Raw genomic sequence first — 18,471 nt, forward strand, 5'->3', positions numbered from 1 at the left:
ACTGCCCAGCATATTTTTTATGAGCCTGCAATCGGTACGAGAGTTCTTCCTCTCCCGCGATATCCACCTCCCCATCATTGAAACCGAAGCCAGTACCGCCACGGTGGCCCTGGCGGCGGAAGCGCATGGCGTGGAGCCCGGCCGTATCGCCAAGACGCTGGCGTTTCGTATCGCGGACGGCAGGGTGATACTCGTGGTGGCAAGCGGCGTCGCGCGCGTCGATAACCGCAAGTTCAAGGACACTTTCGGCAAGGGCAAGATGCTCGGCGCCGACGAAGTGGTGGCGCTGACCAGCCATCCGGTGGGCGGCGTATGCCCGTTCGGCCTGCCGCAGCCGTTGCCGATTTATCTCGACCATACGCTCAACGACTTTGACGAAGTCCTGCCGGCAGCGGGGTCGGTCAACAGCGCCATCCGCATCACGCCGGCCTTGCTGGCCTCCGTCACCGCCGGTCAATGGGTGGATGTCTGCGGGAGCGCCGCATGAAGCGCACGTTGACCGCGCTGGCGGCAATGGCTGTGGTCTCGGCCGCGCAAGGGGCTGTGGAGCGCATCGAGGTGGTTGAGCGCGTGCCGTTCGCACCCGGCGTCACGTTTGGCGAATACGGCGCGTATGAAAAAATACGCGGCATTGCTTACTACGCGCTCGATCCCCGTGCTGCCGCCAATGCGTCCATCGTCGACTTGAAGCGCGCGCCGCGCGACAAGCAGGGCCGCGTGCTGTTCTCCAGCGAGTTTGTGCTGCTGCGGCCCATCGGCGCGCAGCCCACCACCTTGCTCTACGATGTGAACAATCGCGGCAACATCGCCATCCTGGGCCAGGTCAACGGCCGCAGTCCCGCATACAACGATCCCACCACCGCCGCCGATGCCGGCGACGGCTTCCTGATGCGCCACGGCTTTTCGCTGCTGTTCTCCGCCTGGACGTGGGACGTGGCGCCATCCGCGCCGTCCGCAGCCGGTACGCCGGCGCCGCGGCCGCTGGTGTTCGCGCCGCCGGTGGCCAAGGGCGTCAAGGGCAAGGTGCAGAACGAATTCACCGTCAATGCGCCGGCGGATATCGCCACTTACGCCGGCATGCGCGGCCTGACCTATGAACCGGCCACGCCCAACGATCCGCATGCGCAGCTGACCGCGCGTGCGCGTCCGGACGACAAGCGCCGGCCCATCGCCCGCAGCACCTGGCGCTTCGTCGAACCGGAGCTGAAGGGCGGCCCTGGCCGCGTGCAGCTGGAAGGCGGCTTCCAGCCCGACACGATCTATGAACTCACCTATGTGGCGAAAGACCCCTATGTCACCGGCGCCGGCCTGGCAGGCATCCGCGACCTGCTGTCCTGGTTCCGCGATCATCCTTTTGAAAACGCCCCTGCGCCGCGCAATGTGCTGATGTTCGGCATCAGCCAATCCGGCCGCGTCATCGGCCGCATGCTGCATGATGGGCTGAACGTCGATGAAGGCGGCAAGCTGGCATTCAGCGGCGCATACCTGCAGGTGCCCGGCGCAGGCGGCTCGGCAGGCTTCAACAGCCGCTTCGCGCAGCCGACGCGCCATCCGTCGATGATGGAGGAACACGACTATCCCGCCGACGCGTTCCCGTTCACCAGCGCGCCAGCACGCGACCCGGCCACTGGCGTCACCGCTTCCACGCTCGACAAGGCGCGCGACAAGCAAGGCAATCTGCCCAAGCTGATTGTCGCGAACACTTCCACCGAATTCTGGAACCGTGGCGCCTCGCTGATCGCCACCACGCCGGACGGCGAGCGGGATGTGGCGCCGGCCGACAACGTGCGCATCTACGGCTTCATGGGCGCGCAGCATTACGTCGGCCGCTCCAGCAAGCGCGCGCCGTTCACCGCCTGCGTTTCGACCAGCGACCATTACCTGCCGATGCGCGCACTGATCGTCGCGCTGGATGACTGGACTGTCAACGGCAAGCAGCCGCCCGCCAGCGCCTACCCGCAACTGGCTGACGGCACGCTGACCACCGTGGCCGACTACCGCGCCATCTTCCCCAAAGGTTTCGGCCTGACGCCGCCGGCGCAGAATCTGCGCGAACCGCGCCTGGATGTCGGCCGCAACTTCGCCGTGCCGCCAAAACACGGCGATGACTACGAAACCCGCGTACCAACGCCGGACGCCGACGGCAACGACAAGGGCGGCGTGCGCCTGGTCGAGCTGCAAGCGCCGCTCGGCACCCACACCGGCTGGAACCTGCGTGCGCCGGATACCGGCTTCGCCTGGGCGACGTCACGTTTCGACGGCAGCTTTGTGCCGTTCGCGCGTACCGAAGCGGAACGCGTGGCGGCCGGCGATCCGCGTCCAAGCCTGGAAGAACGCTACGCAAATCGCGACGCCTACGTGGCCGCGGTGCGCGCCGCGGCCGAACGTCAGGTCGTCGCCGGACTGCTGCTGGCCGAAGACGTCGAGCGCACGCTGAAGGAAAATGTCGGCCTGTACGACAGCATCCTGGCGCGCGACAGCGCCGATCAAAGCTGCAACTACCTGTACACTCAATGAGCAAAACACTACTGATTAAGAACGCCCGCGTGCTGGTCACGATGGATGACACGCGGCGCGAGATCGCCGACGGCGCCGTCTACATCCGCGACAACGTCATCGAACAGGTGGGCAGCAGCGCCGAATTGCCGCAGGACGCCGACGAAGTCATTGACGCCAGCGGCCACGTGGTCATGCCCGGCCTGGTCAACACCCACCACCATATGTACCAGAGTCTGACGCGCGCCATTCCCGCCGCGCAGAACGGCGAGCTATTCAACTGGCTGACCAATCTCTATCCGCTGTGGGCCGGCCTGACGGCGGAAATGATCCATGTCTCCACGCTGACGGCGATGGCGGAGCTGATTCTGTCCGGCTGCACCACCAGCAGCGACCACCTCTACATCTACCCGAACGACTGCAAGCTCGATGACAGTATCGAGGCCGCGCACAAGATCGGCATGCGCTTCCACGCCGCGCGCGGCGCCATGAGCGTCGGCCAGTCGAAAGGCGGCCTGCCGCCGGACCGCGTGGTGGAAGAGGAGGGCGCCATCCTCAAGGATACCCAGCGCCTGATCGAAACGTACCACGACGCCAGCCGCCACGCGATGCAGCGCGTGGTGGTCGCGCCATGTTCGCCGTTCTCGGTGTCGCAGGATCTGATGAAGGAATCGGCGCGGATGGCGCGCAGCTACGGCGTCTCCCTGCACACGCACCTGGCGGAAAACGTCAACGACATCGCCTACAGTCGCGAAAAATTCAATATGACGCCGGCCGAATACGCCGAGGACTGTGGCTGGGTGGGCCCGGACGTATGGCACGCCCACTGCGTGCAGCTGGACGACGACGGTATCCACCTGTTCGCGCGCACCGGCACCGGCGTGGCGCACTGCCCATGCTCCAATATGCGACTGGCTTCCGGCATCGCGCCGATCCGCAAGATGCTGGACCGCGGCGTGTCCGTGGGGCTTGGCGTGGACGGCAGCGCGTCGAACGACGCCGGCCACATGATGGGCGAAGTGCGCCAGGCGATGCTGTTGCAGCGTGTGGGATTCGGGCCGGACGCGATGACCGCGCGCCAGGCGCTGGAAGTGGCCACGCTGGGCGGCGCGAAAGTGCTGAACCGCGACGACATCGGCGCCATCAAGCCGGGCATGTCGGCGGACATCGTGATGTTCCGGCTGGATGGCATCGGCATGGCCGGCGCACTGCACGATCCGGTGGCGGCGCTGGTGTTCTGTACGCCGCCGAATGTGGCCTACAGCATCATCAACGGCAGAGTGGTGGTGCGCGAAGGGCGGCTCTGCACGATCGACCTGCCGGTGATCATCGAGCGCCACAACGCGCTGGCGATGCAGTTAGTTTAACGCCTTCTGTTCCTGCACCAGGATGAAGGGGCTGACCACGCTGGCCCATAGCTTTGCGTCGGACTCCAGCCATGCCGCCGCCTGCTGGTCGTTGACCTTGGCCAGCAGGCCGGCGTTCATCCACTGACTGATGTTGGCCTTGTCGTCGTGCGAGATGCGCACGGCCACATCGACCAGGTCGAGCGAGCTGGCGACCCACACCACATTCCCCTGGGCGAAGTGCTTGAGCAGTTCGGTCCACGGCAGGCGCGCCGTTTCGCGGTTAACTTTGTCTCGGAGTTCGAGATCTTTTTCTGGCTTGGTTTGCATGATTAAATAATTTCTATCTTCGGTTCCGGGCTACCCTGCCATGTTAACCGATAGACCGCGCCTTTGCGAACATTGCCCACCAGCGCAGGACGGAAGCAGGCCAGGTTGGTGCCGCCTTCGCGTCGCACGCTCGGGTAGATGACGCCGAGCGAGCCGCCGTCCAGCAGCCGTTCCGCCAGCGTTTGCGATTCGATATAACTGTCCGGCGCCAGGCAGCCCTCGTAACGCGCCTGGCCGCGCAGGTCGTGGAAGGTGGCGGTGAAGTCAGCCAGCATGCACTGATACTGCACGCTGTCGTCGAAGCGGTTGATCTCCGCGTATTCCACCGCCTTGTGGAAGCTTACTTCCGCCAGCGCCGTCTCGGCGTCGAAAGCGCAGTACCAGGCGCCGCGGCGGCCGTCGTTGAAGCGGCTGCCCTGTGGATGGGCGTAGGTGAAGGCGGCGTTGACGATGCGGAAGTTCGGCACGCCGAACACCAGTTCATCGACGCTGATGCCGGCTGCGCCGCCGTTCTGCGTGCGCAGGCGGGCGTTGGTGGCGTTATCCAGTTCGAACAGGTCGTGCAGGTGGGCGTCGCTGTCGGCCAGCGGCGCCAGCACGGAATCCTCCACATCGGCAAAGCGGGAGGGCAGCAGACGGCAGGTGTCGAACTGGCGCAGCGTGCTTAAGGGCGGAACGAGGCTGACCGGCACTTACAGGCCTCCGCGGCGGGCGTCCAGCAGCTGACGCACGGTTTGCATGGCGATCAGGCCGCCGCCCAGCATGTAGGCCAGCGGCGTGCGGCCTTCGAAAATCTGGTTGTTGTTGGGCAGGGCGATCCATTCGTCGGCCAGCTTGTCGCCGTAGATGATGTGCAGCGCCTTGTAGATGCCCAGCAGGTAGGAGATGCGGGTGATGCAGTCCACTTCCAGCGTGCGTTCGGGATTCTTTTTCCAGTCGTAGTAGGCGCTGTTGGACAGGCCGCCCAGCAACTGGCGCGCGTCTTCATCGCGTACCTTCCAGGTTGCAACCAGCTTGAAAAAGCCCTTCAGGGCGGATTTGGACAGGCGCTCGCGCTCGGCCTTGGCGTTCAGATCCACCAGTACGGTCGGTTCGAAGCGGCTGCGGGGGTAGGCATAGTTGAGCATAAATCCTCCGGTAATGGATTATTTATACTCCTTTTTCGTATTATTTGCAAATGGTGTGCGTGTTTCCTCGGTCAGCATGCCCATTACATACTTCAATACCAGCGTGGTGCCGGTGGTGCTTTGAGTCGTCGATGCGTGCGCCAGCATGCCGTTGTTGTAGCTGATTTCCGTGTCGCTGATGCTGTCTTCGCTGACGTGCTTGAAATAATAGTTTTGCGATTGCTTGCTGTTATCCAGCGCAAGCGACGCATCGGCCGACAGCGGCTCATGGAAGCTGGCTTCCAGGTGCGCGTGCTGCTTCTGCGAGATCGAACGGTTGCCATGGCCGTAATCGTTGATGCCGGTGTCCTGCGACACCTGGTAGGCAAACGTGTCGACCTCGTTCTGCCGCATCGGATTGGACGCCACTGGCGTGTCGGTCATGGACGCGCTGAAATCGGGCAGTCCCGTCAGGATGGCGTGATCGGTTTCCGACAGATTGACCGGCCGCGTGGAGAACGCCGTGGCCGTCGTGCCGGCGCCGATCATCTGCTTGAAGGCGGCTTTGAACGTGGCCAATGTGCCTGCATTGGCATGGCCATGAACACCGGCTTCATCAAACTGCTTGAGATAGGCATCCATGCCGGCCTTGCGCTGCTGGGCATTGCCGATGGCGGCCAGTTGGCGCAGATCGACAGCGATGTTGACCTTGCCGTCCGGTCCATCGCTGCTGAACGAGCGCGTCTTGTCATCGGCATGGAAACTCTGCGTTTGCACCGCAACGCTGCCGTTTTGCACTGTCGCCTGCAGGTCGATGGACGACAGCAGGCTATGGTCATATTGCAGCAGGCCGCTGAAATCCAGCTTTGACGCGTCCGTCATGCCGTCGATCGCGTTCTGGAAGCCATCGGCAAGTCTGGACAGGGCGTTGCGTTCCGCCACGCTGAGTTTGCCGCTGCTCTTGATCTCCAGCGCCAGGCTGTCGCCGGTGCTTTCCAGGCTCACTTTGACGGTGACGCTATCGGCCAGCGTGATGTTCAAGCTGATGCGATAGGCAGTCTGGGCGCCGGAGCCTGATCGCGATACCGATTGCGAGAAATTGCCCGGATCGGTGCCCAGACGTTGCAGCGCGGCCGCGCCCAGGCCATCGAAGCGGGAAAAAATGGAAGGCGATCCATAGTTGATCGTCATCAGCGAGGTGATCGGATCGCTGGATCTGGTTTTCCAGACCGGCGGGCTGATCACGGGTGGTTGCATGCTTGGCAGGCTGCCACCGGCCGCGACAGCCGCCGCCTGAATGGATGGATCGGTAGCGGCGGGAGCAGTCGATTGCTCCTGCACCTTCCGTACTGGTGACGCCAGGATCAGGCTACTGCTGACGGAAGAGATGGTGGCCATGGGAGCTTTATGACGATCGCAGGATTGCTACTGTTAGTAGCGTCATAATCTGTACAAATATTAAATCCATGGCCGCTTTTAGTTATAGCGGCTCGGCGTGCTCCACCAGCAGCTGCACCTTGGTGACGCCGTTGTACTCGTTGGCGTCGAGGCGGAACGCCACCTTGGCGCGGTCGCCCAGCGAGTCGACATGGCCGAACCAGATGGCGTCGTAGCGTGAACCATTTTTCTCCAGCAGCAGCTTGAGATGGCGCTCCTTCAGGATGCGCTGGCTCACCACGCGGAATTCGTCGCAGAACACCGGCGGCGCGAATCCCTGGCCCCATACCTGGCCGGCCATCAGTTCGATGAAGCCGGTGGTGTAGTAGGCATCTTCCAGCGGGCCGTCGGTTTCGATCACGCGTTCCAGTTGCTGCTTGCTGAGCCATGCGCGGCCGACCTCCTCGAAGGCCTCGGCGAAGGCGTCGAAGGCGTCGGCGCGCAGCGTCAGGCCGGCCGCCATGGCGTGGCCGCCGAATTTGTCGATCAGCGACGGCGCTTTTTTGTACACCAGGTCCAGCGCATCGCGCAGGTGGAAGCCGGGAATCGAGCGGCCGGAACCCTTGATCCAGCCATCGGCGCCGGGCGCGAAGGTGATGGTCGGGCGGTAGAACTTTTCTTTCAGGCGCGAGGCGACGATGCCGATCACGCCCTGGTGCCAGGTGTCGTCGAACACGCAGATGGTGCTGCGCTCGGCCGGCTCGAAGGCGTCCAGGTGCAACAGGGCGGCGTCCTGCATGTCGGCCTCGATCTCGCGGCGTTTCAGGTTGATGTCGTTGAGCTGCTGCGCCAGTTCCCATGCGCGGCCCTCGTCGTCGGTGATCAGGCATTCGATCCCCAGCGACATGTCTTCCAGCCGGCCGGCGGCGTTCAGGCGCGGTCCCAGCGCGAAGCCCAGGTCGAAGGGATTGGCGTTGCGCGCTTCGCGTCCCGCCACGCGGAACAGGGCCGCCACGCCGGCGTGCATGCGGCCGGCGCGCATGCGCTTCAGGCCTTGCGCCACCAGGATGCGGTTGTTGGCGTCCAGCCGCACCACGTCGGCCACGGTGCCGAGCGCCACCAGATCCAGCAGGTTGTCCAGCTTGGGCTGCGTCTGGGCGTCGAACACGCCGCGCTTGCGCAGCTCCGCGCGCAGCGCCAGCAGCACGTAGAACATCACGCCGACGCCGGCGATATGCTTGCTCGGGAAGCCGCATTCCGGCTGGTTGGGATTGACGATCACGCGCGCGGCCGGCAGGGTGTCGGCCGGCAGGTGGTGGTCGGTCACCACCACTTCGATGCCGCGCCGGTTGGCTTCCGCCACGCCGTCGATGCTGGCGATGCCGTTGTCGACGGTGATGATGATGTCCGGCTGCTTTTCGCGCGCGGTCAGCTCGACGATCTCCGGCGTCAGGCCGTAGCCGTACTCGAAGCGGTTCGGCACGATGAAGTCGATATTCGCCCCCATGGCGCGCAGGCCGCGCAGCGCCACGGCGCAGGCGGTGGCGCCATCGCAGTCGTAGTCGGCCACGATCACCATGCGCTTGTGGGCGGCGATGGAATCGGCCAGGAACACGGCGGCGGCGTCGATGTGCAGCAGGCCGGATGGCGGAATCATGGCCGCCAGCTCGCTGGACAGGTCTTTGACATCGGTCAGGCCGCGCGCCGCGTACAGGCGCGCCAGCACGGGGTGGATGCCGTTCTGGCGCAGCATTTCTGATTCGCGGAACGGGAAGGAGCGGGTGGCGATGCGGGTCATGGTTGCTTCAACAGGGAATTCAGGGAAGGCTGGCGCCAGAACTTGCGCTGCGCCAGTTTGCTGCTGGTGACGGTGGTGGTGCCGAAGCGGTGGCTGAGCACCAGCTTGACGCTGCCGATGCGGCCGTCCTTCAGCGCCGCCAGCAGCGGCGCAAACCATTCCTGCTCGATGCGCTGCATGCGCGCCAGCCAGTCGGCCCAGTCGCCCACCTGCGCCGGCGCGATCAGGTCGGCCAGCATGACGGCGCCCGGTTTGGCGATCAACTGCTGCGCGGTCGGCGCGCGCAGGTCCGGCGCCGCCAAAGCCGCCATCCATGCGGTGCCGCCACCGATGGCGACCTGGCCGCTCGGCGCGGCCGGACCTGCGCCGCCCCACAGCCAGCAGGAGTTGACCGCCTGCAGGCCGCGCGCCTGGCGCGCTTCGTTGATCGGATGTTCATGCCACAGCATCTGGATTTCGTTTTGCAGCTTGCGGAAGGCGCGTGCGTGGTCGCCTTCCGGCAGCCAGTCGCCCATGCTCTGGGTGGTGGCGGCGTCCGGCGAGGCGGTATCCAGCGCCGCCCAGTCGTCGGCGCGCATGAACCACAGGCCCGGCGCGCCGTGCAGCAGCGGTTGGCCGATGTCGTCGAAATACGGCCGGGCGATGTCGTACAGGCCGCGCGAGTCGGCCTCGCTCAATTGCAGGTTGCGCAGGTCGGTCAGCAGGAAATGGGTACGCGAGATCTGCACGTAAGCCGGCTGCAGCATGAACCAGTGGCCTTGCTCGGCTTCCCTGTGCAGGCCGCAGCCGCGCATGCAGGCGGTGGCCAGCGGCGCGCCGGCGCCATTGCCGAGGCCGAGCGCCCGGGTCAGCCAGGCTTCGTGCGGCAGCACGCGGGCGTTATTGTCGAACAAACTATATTCCAACGCGCTGTGACGGGACAACAACGTTGCCAGCGCCGGGGTCTTGAGCGCGCGCAGCAGGTCTTTGGCCAGCTCCGGCGGAGGCAGGGCAAAGGGTAAGGCAAGGGTAATTTCGGTCATCCCGAGATTGTAGGGCAAAGCGCGGTTTGTTGAATTAATTCTTTAAAGCAATAACAATTTCAAAAAAACCACAGGAGTAGGAAAAAATTTAATTATTGTAAGTAAATGTTCGCTATAATTGCGACAACTTAGATGCACACAAGGTATCACTTAAACCCCGTGATCACCAAATTCCTGCTTTACCTGCCACTGCCTACCCAATCAGCGTAGCCGCCGTGTCTGCCAGATTTATAACTCCAAAAACTATCTTTGAAGGCCTTGTATGAGCTCGCTTAGTCTCGCAACCACTATTCACATCTGTGAAGATACTAATGGTACTTTCGATATCCGCGACCTGCTGGCCAGCGCCGGCTACACTGCTAGCACCACGCTGAAAATCAACGGCATGTCGGTGACCATGCCCGATCACACGGTCGTCAATACCGACACGCCGCTGATCGGCAAGGTGGACGCCGACACCATCTACGTGCGTCCGGGCCAGTGGGCAGAAAACTACAACGGCACGTTTTCCACCTTCGAATTTGTACTGGACCAGGGCAAGGGCGTCTCGAACAACATAACCCTCACCGTGACGGTGGTGGTGGACCCGGTCAACGACGCGCCGACCGGCGCCGACAAGACCTTCAACCTGAATGACGGCCATGCGGTGGTGCTGGCGCAGAGCGACTTCGGCTTTGTCGACAAGGTCGAGCACGACGCCTTCCAGTCGGTGATCATCACCACGCTGCCGACCGCCGGCAAACTGACGCTGAACGGCGCGGCCGTGGCCGTGGGCGCGGAAATCTCCGCCGCCGACATCGCCGCCGGCAAGCTGGCCTTCGAGCCGAGCCAGAGCACTTCGGGCAGCTTCGACGTCGGCTTCAAGGTGCGCGACGCGGGCGGCCTGGTCGGCTGCGGCGCGGCCGACACCAGCGCCACGCCGAACTACCTGACCTTCAAGGTGCCGCAGGCGCACCTGGGCGATTTCGTCTGGGAAGACAGCAACGGCAACGGCGTGCAGGACAGCGGCGAAGCCGGCCTGGCCGGCGTGACCGTGCAGCTGAAGGACGCCGGCGGCCAGGTGGTCGCCACCACCAAGACCGACGCCTCGGGCGCCTACCACTTCGACGTTGACGCCGGCACCTATTCGGTGACCGTGCAGCCGCCGTCCGGTTTTGTCGCCACCCAGCAGGGCCAGGGCGGCAACAACGCCGTCGACAGCGACATCAACGCCGCCGGCAGCACCGCGCAGATCGCGCTGGCGCCGGGCGAAACCAACAACAAGGCCGACGCCGGCCTGTACCGTCCGGTATCGCTGGGCGACACCGTCTGGTACGACAGCAACCGCAACGGCGTGCAGGACGCTGGCGAAGCCGGCGTGGCCGGCGTCAAGGTCACCCTGCTGGACGCCAGCGGCAATCCGGTCGCCGGCGCCACCGCCACCACCGACGCCAGCGGCCACTACCAGTTCAGCAACCTGAAACCGGGCGCCTACAGCGTGCAGTTCGACCAGACCACGCTGCCGGCCAACTACCTGTTCACCGCGCAGGGCCAGGGCGGCGACGCCACCAAGGATTCGGACGCCGACGTCGGCACCGGCAAGACCGCGCAAGTGACGCTGAACTCGGGCGACAGCAACCAGCACCTGGACGCCGGCATCGTCATCAAGCAGGCCACCATTGGCGACCGCGTGTGGGAAGACAGCAACGGCAACGGCGTGCAGGATGCTGGCGAACAGGGCATTGACGGCGTGCAGGTCGCGCTGAAGGACGGCAGCGGCAACGTGGTCAGCACCGTTACCACCCACGACGGCGGCCAGTACAGCTTTACCGTCGATCCGGGCACCTATTCGGTGTCGGTGACGGCGCCAAACGGCTACCTCGCCACCGCCGCCGGCAAGGGCGGCGACAGCGCCGTCGACAGCGATATCGATGCCAGCGGCAACACCAGCGCCATCACGCTGACGCCGGGCCAGGTCAAGACCGACGTCGACGCCGGCTTCTACCGTCCGGCCTCGCTGGGCGACAAGGTCTGGCTGGACGCCAACCGCAACGGCGTGCAGGACGCAGGCGAAGCCGGCGTGGCCGGCGTCAAGGTCATCCTGCTCGATGCCGCCGGCAATCCGACCGGCATCACCGCCACCACCGATGCCAGCGGTAATTACAGCTTCAACGGCCTCAAGCCAGGCACCTACAGCGTGCAGTTCGACAAGGGCAGCCTGCCGGCCAACTACGTCTTCACCAACCCGGGCCAGGGCGCTGCCGATACCGGCTCGGACGCCGATGTCAGCACCGGCAAGACCGGCCAGGTGACGCTCAACTCGGGCGACAACAACCATGACCTGGACGCCGGCATCGTCGTCGTCCAGGCCACCGTGGGCAACCGCGTGTGGGAGGACAGCAACGGCAACGGTGTGCAGGATGCGGGCGAGCAGGGCGTCGATGGCGCCACCGTGTCGCTGAAGGACGCCGGCGGCAACGTGGTCAGCACCGTGGTCACCCATGACGGCGGCCAGTACAGCTTTACCGTCGATCCGGGCACCTATACCGTGTCGGTCGCGCCACCATCGGGCTATGTGTTCACCGGCGCAGGCCAGGGTGGCAATGGCGCGCTGGACAGCGACGTCAACGCCAGCGGCGACGCCAAAGTCACCGTGGCCTCGGGCGATGTCAACAACGATATTGATGCAGGCATCTACCGCCCGGCCTCGTTGAGCCAGGTCGTCTGGTTCGACGCCGACCGTGACGGCCGCCTGGACAACGGCGAAGCCGGCGCCGCCGGCGTCAAGGTCATCCTGCTGGACGCCAACGGCGTTGCCGTGCCCGGCGCCACCGCAGTCACCGATGCGGACGGCCACTACCAGTTCACCAACCTCAAGCCAGGCACGTATAGCGTGCAGTTCGACAAGAGCAGCCTGCCGGCCGGCTACGACTTCACCTCGGCCGCCCAGGGCGGTCCTGGCGGCGCGGGTTCGGACGCCGACACCGGCACCGGCAAGACCGCGCAGGTGACGCTGGCTTCGGGCCAGGACCTGACGCTGCGCGCCGGCCTGGTGGTGCAGCAAGCAACGCTGGGCGACCGCGTGTGGGAAGACACCAATGGCAACGGCGTGCAGGACAGCGGCGAAGCGGGCATCGTCGGCGTCAAGGTCGACCTGAAGGACGAAAGCGGCAACATCGTCAAGACCACCACCACCGGCGCCGACGGCAAGTACAGCTTCACCGTCGATCCCGGCAAGTACACGGTCTCGGTCACGGCACCGGCCGGCATGACCGCCACCGACCAGCACAAGGGTGCGGACGGCATCGACAGCGACATCAACGCCAGCGGCCAGAGCGATGTCATCACGCTGACCGCCGGCCAGACCAACAACAACGTCGACGCCGGCTTCTACAAGGGCGCGACGCTGGGCGACAAGGTCTGGCTGGACGCCAACCAGAACGGCGTGCAGGATGCCGGCGAAACCGGCGTGGCCAACGTCAATGTGATCCTGCTGGACGCCGCCGGCAATCCGACCGGCGCCACGGCCACCACCGACGCCAACGGCAACTACAGCTTCACCAACCTGAAGCCGGGCACCTACAGCGTGCAGTTCGACAAAGGCAGCCTGCCGGCCAACTACGTGTTCACCGGCGCCGACCTGGGCGGCAACGATGCCAAGGATTCGGACGCCAACGTCAGCACCGGCAAGACCGCGCAAGTCACGCTGACCTCGGGTCAGGTCTATAGCGACCTGGACGCCGGCATCGCTGCCGCGCCGGCCTCGCTGGGCGACAAGGTCTGGCTGGACGCCAACCGCAATGGCGTACAGGACGCTGGCGAAACCGGCGTGGCCGGCGTCAAGGTCATCCTGCTGGACGCATCGGGCAACCCGACCGGCGCCACCGCCACCACGGACGCCAACGGCAACTACAACTTCACCAACCTGAAGCCTGGCACTTACAGCGTGCAGTTCGACAAGGGCAGCCTGCCGGCCAACTACACCTTCACCACGGCCGGCCAGGGCGCTGCCGATACCGGCTCGGACGCCGATGTCAGCACCGGCAAGACCGGCCAGGTGACGCTGGGCGCAGGCGAAAACAACCATGACCTGGACGCCGGCATCGTCGTCGTGCAGGCCACCGTGGGCAACCGTGTGTGGGAAGACAGCAACGGCAACGGCGTGCAGGATGCGGGCGAGAAGGGCGTCGATGGCGCCACCGTCTCGCTGAAGGACGCCGGCGGCAATGTGGTCGGCACCGTGGTCACCCATGACGGCGGCCAGTACAGCTTTACCGTCGATCCGGGCACCTACACCGTGTCGGTGGCGCCGCCATCGGGCTACGTGTTCACCGGCGCAGGCCAGGGCGGCAATGGCGCGCTGGACAGCGATGTCAACGCCACCGGCGATGCCAAGGTCACGCTGGCTGCGGGCAGCGTCAACAACGACATCGATGCCGGCATCTACCGCCCGGCCTCGTTGAGCCAGGTCGTCTGGTTCGACGCCGACCGTGATGGCCGCCTGGACAACGGCGAAACCGGCGCCGCCGGCGTCAAGGTTATCCTGCTGGACGCCAACGGCGTTGCCGTGCCGGGCGCCACCGCCACTACCGATGCGGCCGGTCACTACCAGTTCACCAACCTCAAGCCAGGCACGTATAGCGTGCAGTTCGACAAGAGCAGCCTGCCGGCCGGCTACGACTTCACCTCGGTGGCCCAAGGCGGTCCTGGCGGTGCGGGTTCGGACGCCGACACCGGCACCGGCAAGACCGCGCAGGTGACGCTGGCTTCGGGCCAGGACCTGACGCTGCGCGCCGGCCTGGTGATCCAGCAGGCCACGCTGGGCGACCGCGTGTGGGAAGACAGCAATGGCAACGGCGTGCAGGACAGCGGCGAAGCGGGCATCGTCGGCGTCAAGGTCGACCTGAAGGACGCAAGCGGCAATATCGTCAAGACCACCACCACCGGCGCCGACGGCAAATACAGCTTCACCGTCGATCCCGGCAAGTACACGGTCTCGGTCACGGCACCAACCGGCATGACCGCCACCGACCAGCACAAGGGTGCGGATGGCATCGACAGCGACATCAACGCCAGCGGCCAGAGCGATGTCATCACGCTGACCGCCGGCCAGACCAACAACAACGTCGATGCCGGTTTCTACAAGGGCGCGACGCTGGGCGATAAAGTCTGGATGGACACCAACAAGAACGGCGTGCAGGATGCCGGCGAAACCGGCGTGGCCGGCGTCAAGGTGATCCTGCTGGACGCCGCCGGCAATCCGACCGGCGCCACCGCCACCACCGACGCCACCGGCAACTACAGCTTCACCAACCTGAAGCCGGGTACCTACAGCGTGCAGTTCGACAAGGGCAGCCTGCCGGCCAACTACGTGTTCACCGGCGCCGACCTGGGCGGCAACGACGCCAAGGATTCGGACGCCAACGTCAGCACCGGCAAGACCGCGCAGGTCAAGCTGACCTCCGGCCAGGTGTATAACGACCTGGACGCCGGCATCGTCGCCGTCCCGGCCAAGCTGGGCGACCTGGTGTTCGAGGACAAGAACGGCAACGGCGTGCAGGATGCGGGCGAAGCCGGTATCGGTGGTGTCAGCGTGCAGCTCAAGGACGCCACCGGCAAGGTGGTGCAGACCACCACCACCGGCGCCGACGGCAAGTACAGCTTCACCGCCGATCCGGGCACCTACACCGTGTCCGTCACCGCGCCGAAGGACTACTACTTCACCGGCAAGGATGTGGGCGCCGACGACGCCATCGACAGCGACTTCAGCACCACCGGCCAGAGCGGCAGCATCGTGCTCAAGGCTGGCGACGTCAACACCACCGTGGATGCCGGCCTGTACAAGCTGGGCAGCATCGGCGACCGCGTCTGGCTGGACAGCAACAAGAACGGCCTGCAGGACAAGGACGAATGCGGCGTCTGCGGCGTCAAGGTCACGCTGCTGGATGCGGATGGCAAGCAGGTCGGCGCCAGCGTCACCACCGACGCCGACGGCAACTACAGCTTCGGCAACCTGAAGCCGGGCAACTACACCGTGGTGTTCGACAAGGCATCGCTGCCGGAAGGCATGAGCTTCACCACCGCCAACGTCGGCAGCAACGACACCATCGATTCCGACGTCAGCGCCGCCGGCGTGTCGCACGTGGTCAAGCTGACCTCGGGCCAGGCCGACAAGACGGTCGACGCCGGCGTGCTGGCCGCCGCCACCATCGGCGACCGCGTGTGGATCGACAAGAACGCCAACGGCATCCAGGATGACGGCGAGAGCGGCAAGTCCGGCGTCACGGTCGAACTGCGCGACACCAGCGGCAAGGTCATCAAGACAACCACCACCGATAGCAACGGCAACTATAAGTTTTCGGTGGAAGCGGGCACCTATTCGGTCGGCATCAAGGCGCCGAGCGGCTACCTGATCACCGCCCAGGACCAGGGCAGCAACGGCAACGTCGACAGCGACGCCGACGCCAGCGGCAACCTCGGCTCGGTCACCGTGAGCGCCGGCCAGAACGTCACCAATCTCGACGCCGGCCTGTATCAGAAAGGCGAGATCGGCGACAAGGTCTGGTACGACACCAACGGCGACGGCATCCAGCAAAACGGCGAGAGCGGCGCCAAGGGCGTCAAGGTCACGCTGCTGAATGACAAAGGCGTGGCCATCGGCACCGCCACCACCGACAGCAACGGCCTGTATTCGTTCACCGATCTGGCGCCGGGCAAGTATTCGGTCAAGTTCACCGCGCCGGACGGCTATGTGTTTACCAAGCAGGGCCAGGGCAGCAACGACGCCGTCGATTCCGACGCCGACGGCACCGGCCTGATCTCCCAGTTCACGCTGAGCTCGGGCCAGGTCGACAAGACCCATGACGCCGGCCTGGTCAAGTCGGCCAGCATCGGCGACCGCGTGTGGGAAGACGCCAACTACAACGGCGTGCAGGACAGCGGCGAGAAGGGCGTCGATGGCGTCACCGTCAAGCTGTACGACGCCGCCGGCACGCTGAAAGCCACCACCGTCACCCACGACGGCGGCCAGTACCTGTTCGACGATCTGCAGGCCGGCAACTACAAGGTGGAAGTGGTCAACGGCAGCGGCTGGTACTTCACCAAGTCCGGCGTCGGCAGCGACGCCAAGGATTCCGACATCACCACGGTATCGGGCAGCAGCGGCAAGACCGACAGCATCACGCTGGCGGCCGGCCAGAACGTCACCACCGAGGACGCCGGCATCTACCGCAAGGCCAGCATCGGCGACAAGGTGTGGCGCGACGCCAACCACAACGGCATCCAGGATACGGGTGAGGAGGGCATCGGCGGCATCAGCGTGTCGCTGTTCGACGCCGTCACCGGCAAGCAGGTCGGCAGCACCATCAAGACCGATGCCAACGGCAACTACAAGTTCAGCGACCTGAATCCCGGCGACTACTACCTGGCGTTCGACAAGACCAACGTCAAGGTGTATTTCGCCTCCGATAAAGGCACCTACAACATGAGCGACTGGAAGTGGGGCGTGAAGAACGTCGGCAGCAACGACGGTCTCGATTCGGACGTGGCGGGTGACGGCAAGAACCTGATCAACACCACCAAGACCGACACCATCACGCTGACCTCCGGCAAGAACGACATGAGCTGGGATGCCAGCATCACGCCGATCGCGATCGACCTGAACGGCGACGGCATCCACACGATTTCGCGTGAAGCCAACACCGGCAGCTTCGACCTGCTGGGCACCGGCAAGGCGATCACCACCGGCTGGCTGTCGAAGGACGATGGCTTCCTGGCGATCGACAAGAACGGCAACGGCCAGATCGACGACATCAGCGAACTGTTCGGCGGCGCCAGCAAGGGTTCGGGCTTCGCCAAGCTGGCCACCTACGACAGCAACGGCGACGGCGTGGTCGACGCCAAGGACGCGCAGTTCGCCAGCCTGATGATCTGGCAGGACGCCAACAGCAACGGCAAGACCGACGCGGGCGAGCTGATCAGCCTGGCGCAGGCCGGCGTGACCAGCCTGAAGGTCGCCTACACCGAACTGCCGTTCCTGGACGCCAACAACAACCTGCACCTGGAGCGCAGCAGCGTCACGCTGAGCAACGGCAAGACCGCCGACATGACCGACGTCTACTTCAACGTCGCGGCAGCCGATGCGGCAGCGGCCGGCGTGAAGGCGCCGACCATCGCCGACCTGCTGCAAAGCGCTGCGCCGGCAGCGGAGCTGGTGGGCCAGACCCCGGTTGTTCACGCATAACTTTTAAACCAATTATTGACAGAGAGAAGAAGACCATGAAAATCAAGCATGCACTGAACACCGCGGCACTGGCGATCACCCTGGCGTTCGCCGGCGCCGCTCACGCCGGTAACGGAACCGCCGACACGTACACCAGCGACTCCAACTTCGCCGGCTTTTTGACGGACGCGGGCGGCAAGTCGATCAACGACAAGCCATCGGCATCCGCCAACATTCAGGTGAATGTCTACGAAATGGTCAATGAGCAGGACGCCAACCAGAGCTACCTGGCGTTCTGCTTCGAACCAAATGTGGCCAAGGACGCCTACATCTACACGCCGCACTACAGCGCGACCACGGCGTGGGTCAGCGACAAGGTGCGCGCGCTGTACGAAAGTTCGTACAAAGACACGATCGGCAACGCCAACCAGCAGTTCTCCTTCCAGCTGGCGCTGTGGGAATTGCAGGCCGACGACGGCGATCTGGCGCAAACCGCTACCGGCAAACAATACTTCAGCCAGACCTCGAACGGCCTGTTTATCGACAGCCGTGTCAACGATGCCGCCCACATGTTGAGCGAAGCGGCCAAAATCACCACGCCGAGCGGCATGTACCAGTACACCGTGTTCACCGCCGAGAACTCGCAGACGCTGATCGCCGCCACCGTCGCCGCAGTGCCGGAAGCCGACACCTGGGCAATGCTGGGCGCCGGCCTGGGCCTGGTCGGCTTCATGGCCCGCCGCAAATCGAAAAAGAGCGAACAGTTCGCCGCTTAAGACGATCTTAAGATCTTCCA

General features: G+C 64.8%; 11 protein-coding genes. 5 read left to right on the plus strand and 6 right to left on the minus strand.

All coding sequences use genetic code 11. The features are described from left to right. The first annotated feature begins 19 nt into the window (after nucleotides 1-19). From GJ695_RS14845 to GJ695_RS14855, 3 genes are read left to right on the plus strand one after another with little or no spacing between them, the layout of a single operon-like run. Entirely contained in the window at nucleotides 20-487 is a 468-nt protein-coding gene (locus tag GJ695_RS14845) for a YbaK/EbsC family protein (RefSeq protein ID WP_154365984.1), read from the plus strand. Then, nucleotides 484-2,517 (plus strand): alpha/beta hydrolase domain-containing protein, encoded by a 2,034-nt coding sequence (locus tag GJ695_RS14850; protein ID WP_154365986.1) that lies wholly within the window; start codon nucleotides 484-486, stop codon nucleotides 2,515-2,517. Before GJ695_RS14845 ends, GJ695_RS14850 begins: the two co-directional genes overlap by 4 nt. After that, a complete protein-coding gene (locus tag GJ695_RS14855; protein ID WP_154365987.1) occupies nucleotides 2,514-3,863 on the plus strand; it encodes an 8-oxoguanine deaminase in 1,350 nt (449 codons plus the stop codon). Before GJ695_RS14850 ends, GJ695_RS14855 begins: the two co-directional genes overlap by 4 nt. On the opposite strand, the gene GJ695_RS14860 is transcribed toward GJ695_RS14855, so the two are convergent. The 6 genes from GJ695_RS14860 to GJ695_RS14885 all read right to left on the minus strand — a co-directional run bounded on the left by GJ695_RS14860 (nucleotide 3,855) and on the right by GJ695_RS14885 (nucleotide 9,475). Next, entirely contained in the window at nucleotides 3,855-4,172 is a 318-nt protein-coding gene (locus GJ695_RS14860; RefSeq protein ID WP_154365989.1) for a DUF2288 domain-containing protein, read from the minus strand. The genes GJ695_RS14855 and GJ695_RS14860 overlap by 9 nt on opposite strands. Before the next feature lie 2 nt (nucleotides 4,173-4,174). Then, the gene (locus tag GJ695_RS14865; RefSeq protein WP_166455231.1) at nucleotides 4,175-4,864 is read right to left on the minus strand and encodes an RES family NAD+ phosphorylase; all 690 of its coding nucleotides are present in this window, start codon (nucleotides 4,862-4,864) and stop codon (nucleotides 4,175-4,177) included. Beyond that, a complete protein-coding gene (locus GJ695_RS14870; protein WP_154356836.1) occupies nucleotides 4,865-5,299 on the minus strand; it encodes an antitoxin Xre/MbcA/ParS toxin-binding domain-containing protein in 435 nt (144 codons plus the stop codon). It lies immediately after the preceding gene. 18 nt (nucleotides 5,300-5,317) lie between these two features. After that, entirely contained in the window at nucleotides 5,318-6,676 is a 1,359-nt protein-coding gene (locus tag GJ695_RS14875; protein WP_154365991.1) for a hypothetical protein, read from the minus strand. Between the two features lie 82 nt (nucleotides 6,677-6,758). After that, the gene (gene recJ / locus GJ695_RS14880; RefSeq protein WP_154365993.1) at nucleotides 6,759-8,453 is read right to left on the minus strand and encodes a single-stranded-DNA-specific exonuclease RecJ; all 1,695 of its coding nucleotides are present in this window, start codon (nucleotides 8,451-8,453) and stop codon (nucleotides 6,759-6,761) included. Continuing rightward, nucleotides 8,450-9,475, minus strand: a complete 1,026-nt coding sequence (locus tag GJ695_RS14885) for a hypothetical protein (protein ID WP_154365995.1) — start codon at nucleotides 9,473-9,475, stop codon at nucleotides 8,450-8,452. The genes recJ and GJ695_RS14885 overlap by 4 nt, the downstream gene beginning before the upstream one ends. A 262-nt stretch (nucleotides 9,476-9,737) precedes the next feature. On the opposite strand from GJ695_RS14885, the gene GJ695_RS14890 reads away from it, so the two are divergent. Next, nucleotides 9,738-17,696: an SdrD B-like domain-containing protein gene (locus GJ695_RS14890; protein WP_154365997.1), complete on the plus strand. Its 7,959-nt coding sequence runs from the start codon at nucleotides 9,738-9,740 to the stop codon at nucleotides 17,694-17,696. Between the two features lie 35 nt (nucleotides 17,697-17,731). Further along, the gene (locus tag GJ695_RS29830; RefSeq protein ID WP_229260538.1) at nucleotides 17,732-18,451 is read left to right on the plus strand and encodes a PEP-CTERM sorting domain-containing protein; all 720 of its coding nucleotides are present in this window, start codon (nucleotides 17,732-17,734) and stop codon (nucleotides 18,449-18,451) included. Nucleotides 18,452-18,471: the final 20 nt, after the last annotated feature.

The organism is Duganella alba (assembly GCF_009674495.1).
Taxonomy (GTDB): domain Bacteria; phylum Pseudomonadota; class Gammaproteobacteria; order Burkholderiales; family Burkholderiaceae_D; genus Rugamonas; species Rugamonas alba.

What these genes read in the sequence shown, in the direction of transcription:
- GJ695_RS14845 (WP_154365984.1), top strand. Translation starts at nt 20, where the DNA reads ATGAGCCTGCAATCGGTACGAGAGTTCTTCCTCTCCCGCGATATCCAC.
- GJ695_RS14850 (WP_154365986.1), top strand. Translation starts at nt 484, where the DNA reads ATGAAGCGCACGTTGACCGCGCTGGCGGCAATGGCTGTGGTCTCGGCC.
- GJ695_RS14855 (WP_154365987.1), top strand. Translation starts at nt 2,514, where the DNA reads ATGAGCAAAACACTACTGATTAAGAACGCCCGCGTGCTGGTCACGATG.
- GJ695_RS14860 (WP_154365989.1), bottom strand. Translation starts at nt 4,172, where the DNA reads ATGCAAACCAAGCCAGAAAAAGATCTCGAACTCCGAGACAAAGTTAAC.
- GJ695_RS14870 (WP_154356836.1), bottom strand. Translation starts at nt 5,299, where the DNA reads ATGCTCAACTATGCCTACCCCCGCAGCCGCTTCGAACCGACCGTACTG.
- GJ695_RS14875 (WP_154365991.1), bottom strand. Translation starts at nt 6,676, where the DNA reads ATGGCCACCATCTCTTCCGTCAGCAGTAGCCTGATCCTGGCGTCACCA.
- recJ (WP_154365993.1), bottom strand. Translation starts at nt 8,453, where the DNA reads ATGACCCGCATCGCCACCCGCTCCTTCCCGTTCCGCGAATCAGAAATG.
- GJ695_RS14885 (WP_154365995.1), bottom strand. Translation starts at nt 9,475, where the DNA reads ATGACCGAAATTACCCTTGCCTTACCCTTTGCCCTGCCTCCGCCGGAG.
- GJ695_RS14890 (WP_154365997.1), top strand. Translation starts at nt 9,738, where the DNA reads ATGAGCTCGCTTAGTCTCGCAACCACTATTCACATCTGTGAAGATACT.
- GJ695_RS29830 (WP_229260538.1), top strand. Translation starts at nt 17,732, where the DNA reads ATGAAAATCAAGCATGCACTGAACACCGCGGCACTGGCGATCACCCTG.